Origin of the sequence: Microbispora sp. NPDC046933, from assembly GCF_040644635.1 — a bacterium.
Taxonomy (GTDB): domain Bacteria; phylum Actinomycetota; class Actinomycetes; order Streptosporangiales; family Streptosporangiaceae; genus Microbispora.
Genome location: NZ_JBEYWW010000089.1, coordinates 1 through 3,193 on the forward strand (window position 1 = coordinate 1; position 3,193 = coordinate 3,193).

The window sequence follows — 3,193 nt, forward strand, 5'->3', positions numbered from 1 at the left end:
AATCGAAAATATCCAACCCAAACAAGGCTACTTTATCCAACCCGATCAATTGTTTTATCACTACCGCCTCAAAGCTGATAACTATGAATTTAACTTGACCGACTTACAAGCAGGTTTTAATGAGTTGGAACGTCAAGGAGAAGAATTCAGTGGATTGTTTGCGGATATTGATTTAAACTCCACAAAATTAGGCTCAAATGCACAACAACGTAATGTGACGATTACTGAGGTCTTGCGTGCTTTAGATGAGATTGACTTATTTGAACACAATGGCGATGTGATTGGGGACGCTTATGAGTATTTAATTGGGATGTTTGCGGAAGGTGCGGGTAAAAAAGCAGGCGAGTTTTATACCCCACAAGCTGTTTCACGCATCATGTCAGAGATCACTTCAATCGGCCAAGAATCTCGAGCACCTTTTCATATCTATGACCCTGCGATGGGTTCAGGTTCTTTGATGCTTAATATTCGTCGCTATCTCATCAATCCAAATCAAGTGCACTATCATGGACAAGAGTTAAATACAACGACCTTTAACTTGGCACGTATGAACTTAATTCTTCATGGGGTGGATAAAGAACGCATGAACCTGAATAACGGAGATACTTTAGATGCCGATTGGCCCTCAGAAGAGCCTTATCAGTTTGATTCCGTAGTCATGAATCCACCTTATTCTGCAAAATGGTCAGCGGCAGATCAGTTTCTCTCTGACCCTCGTTTTGAGCGTTTTGGAAAATTAGCGCCTAAATCTAAAGCTGACTTTGCCTTTCTCCTTCACGGTTTTTACCATTTGAAAGAATCGGGAACAATGGGAATTGTCCTTCCGCATGGCGTGCTCTTTAGAGGAGCCGCAGAAGGAACCATTCGTCAAGCCCTTTTAGAAATGGGAGCCATTGATGCGGTCATTGGCTTGCCGGCCAATATTTTTTTTGGAACGAGTATTCCGACAACGGTTATTATTTTGAAGAAAAACCGCTCTCATCGTGATGTCTTATTTATCGATGCTTCTCAAGATTTTGAAAAACAAAAAAATAAAAATGTCCTGTTGGATGAACATATTGATAAAATTGTTTCTATCTACAAAAAACGAGAAGATATTGAAAGATATGCTCATGTTGCAAGTTTTGATGAGATCCAAGAAAATGACTTTAACTTAAATATCCCTCGTTATGTCGATACCTTTGAGGAAGAGGAACCGGTTGATTTGGTTGCAGTAAATACCAATCTCCTTAAGGTCAATGAAGAATTAGTTCAACAAGAGCAAGTGCTCTTATCGTTGATTGACGATTTTTCAGAAAGTGAAGAGAATCAAGCCTTAATTGATTCGATGCGTCTTCTTTTGAGAGGTGGGCATGATGAGTAAAAAGAGTCCACAATTAAGGTTTGAAGGTTTTACGGATGATTGGGAAGAGCGTAAGTTCTCAAATTTAGCTGAAGTAAGACGGGGCTTAACATATAAGCCATCCGATGTCCAAAAATATGGTATTAGGGTTCTTCGTTCTTCCAATATTGCAGAAGATACTTTTTTAATTAAATCGGACGATGTCTTTGTAAATAAAGAGGCAGTTAAAATTGACAAAGTGAAAAATGGGGATATTCTTATCACTTCTGCAAATGGATCTAGCCGTTTAGTTGGTAAGCATGCTTTGATTGAAGGGATTGAAAATGATACTGTTCATGGTGGATTTATGCTTGTCGCAAGGGCTGAAAAACCGGAATTTGTAAATGCTATTATGAGTTCTTCATGGTATAGTAAATTTATAAACATTTTTGTTTCTGGTGGGAATGGGGCAATTGGTAATCTAAGTAAATCAGATCTCGAAGATCAAAAGGTTTATGTTCCTAGTGAAATAGAACAAACTAAAATAGGATTATTCTTTAAGGGGCTCGACGATACTATCGCTCTTCATCAGCGTAAGTTAGATTTGTTGAAAGAGCAGAAAAAAGGATACTTACAAAAAATGTTCTCCAAAAATGGGGAAAAAGTTCCTGAATTGCGATTTGCGGGGTTTGCTGACGATTGGGAACAGCGTAAGTTATCTGACGTAGCTAATCACAGAGGCGGAACAGCTATTGAAAAGTATTTTGACAAATATGGTGTATACAAAGTTATTTCAATTGGTAGCTATGGATTAAATAGCCAATACGTTGATCAAAATATTCGCGCAATATCAAATGAAATTACAGATGGACGAGTTGTTAATTCTGGAGAGCTCACCATGGTGCTAAATGATAAAACTGCTAATGGAACAATTATTGGAAGAACTTTACTGGTAGAAAAAGATAACGAATATGTTATCAATCAACGAACTGAAATTATTTCTCCGAAAGAAAACTTTGATTCTAATTTTGCATATACCATACTTAATGGTCCTTTTAGAGAAAAAGTTAAACGAATTGTTCAGGGGGGAACGCAAATATATGTTAACTATCCTGCAGTTTCTAATCTAAATCTAGAGCTACCTAAGATTGAAGAACAACAAAAAATAGGCTCTTTCTTTAAACAGTTAGATGACACTATCGCTCTTCATCAGCGTAAGCTAGATCTTCTCAAAGAGCAGAAAAAAGGATTTCTACAAAAGATGTTCGTTTAGGGTCTATAATTAGATAATAACCCCTAAGAAATTAACCAAAAACAGCCCTTATACTTACAAGATATAATTATAGGGGCTGTTTTTTACAAATTTATAAAAAATAAAGCATTTATATAAATGTTTTATTGACAAACAAAATGTTTTATTGACAAACAAAATAGGATGTGATATCCTTTATATGAATATAAATGAAAGGACATAATTAAAATGTCAAAGAATATCCAATTAACCCTAACTGATTCCCAGTATGAAACCTTGCTAAAAAAAGCAGGAAGCTTCTCTATCCAGCAATATCTGATTAAAAAAGAATTTCCAAACCACGAATTTTCTCATTGGTTTAACGAAATAACTGGACTAATTGAAAAACTTCCACCTGACACAAACTTTTCACTAAAAACTTTATTATCTGTAAATTGGGAAACTATTCCTAAAGGAGTACGCCTATCAATAGGAAAACAATTTCTAAAAGAAGTCAATGAAGGAAGTATTCGAGCAGTAAAATATGTAAAAAAAGACTCTGCCAATACTACCATCTACAAAAAAACACTTTAAAAAACTTCGCAACAGAACCTATAATATCCTTCTAACTATATAATAAC

General features: G+C 35.7%; 3 protein-coding genes. All 3 read left to right on the forward strand.

Going from position 1 to position 3,193, the window contains the following annotated elements; genetic code table 11:
* On the forward strand, positions 1 to 1,363 hold a 1,363-nt coding region (locus tag ABZ857_RS43905; RefSeq protein ID WP_357056850.1), incomplete at its 5' end, for a type I restriction-modification system subunit M.
* A complete protein-coding gene (locus ABZ857_RS43910; RefSeq protein WP_357056853.1) occupies positions 1,356 to 2,594 on the forward strand; it encodes a restriction endonuclease subunit S in 1,239 nt (412 codons plus the stop codon). The genes ABZ857_RS43905 and ABZ857_RS43910, both read left to right, overlap by 8 nt.
* Positions 2,595 to 2,801: 207 nt before the next feature.
* Complete coding sequence (locus ABZ857_RS43915) at positions 2,802 to 3,146, forward strand: DUF1413 domain-containing protein (RefSeq protein ID WP_357056856.1); 345 nt, start codon at positions 2,802 to 2,804, stop codon at positions 3,144 to 3,146.
* Positions 3,147 to 3,193: the final 47 nt, after the last annotated feature.

Bases quoted from the DNA above. Each gene is read 5' to 3' on its own strand.
- ABZ857_RS43910 (WP_357056853.1), top strand. From the start codon at position 1,356: ATGAGTAAAAAGAGTCCACAATTAAGGTTTGAAGGTTTTACGGATGAT.
- ABZ857_RS43915 (WP_357056856.1), top strand. From the start codon at position 2,802: ATGTCAAAGAATATCCAATTAACCCTAACTGATTCCCAGTATGAAACC.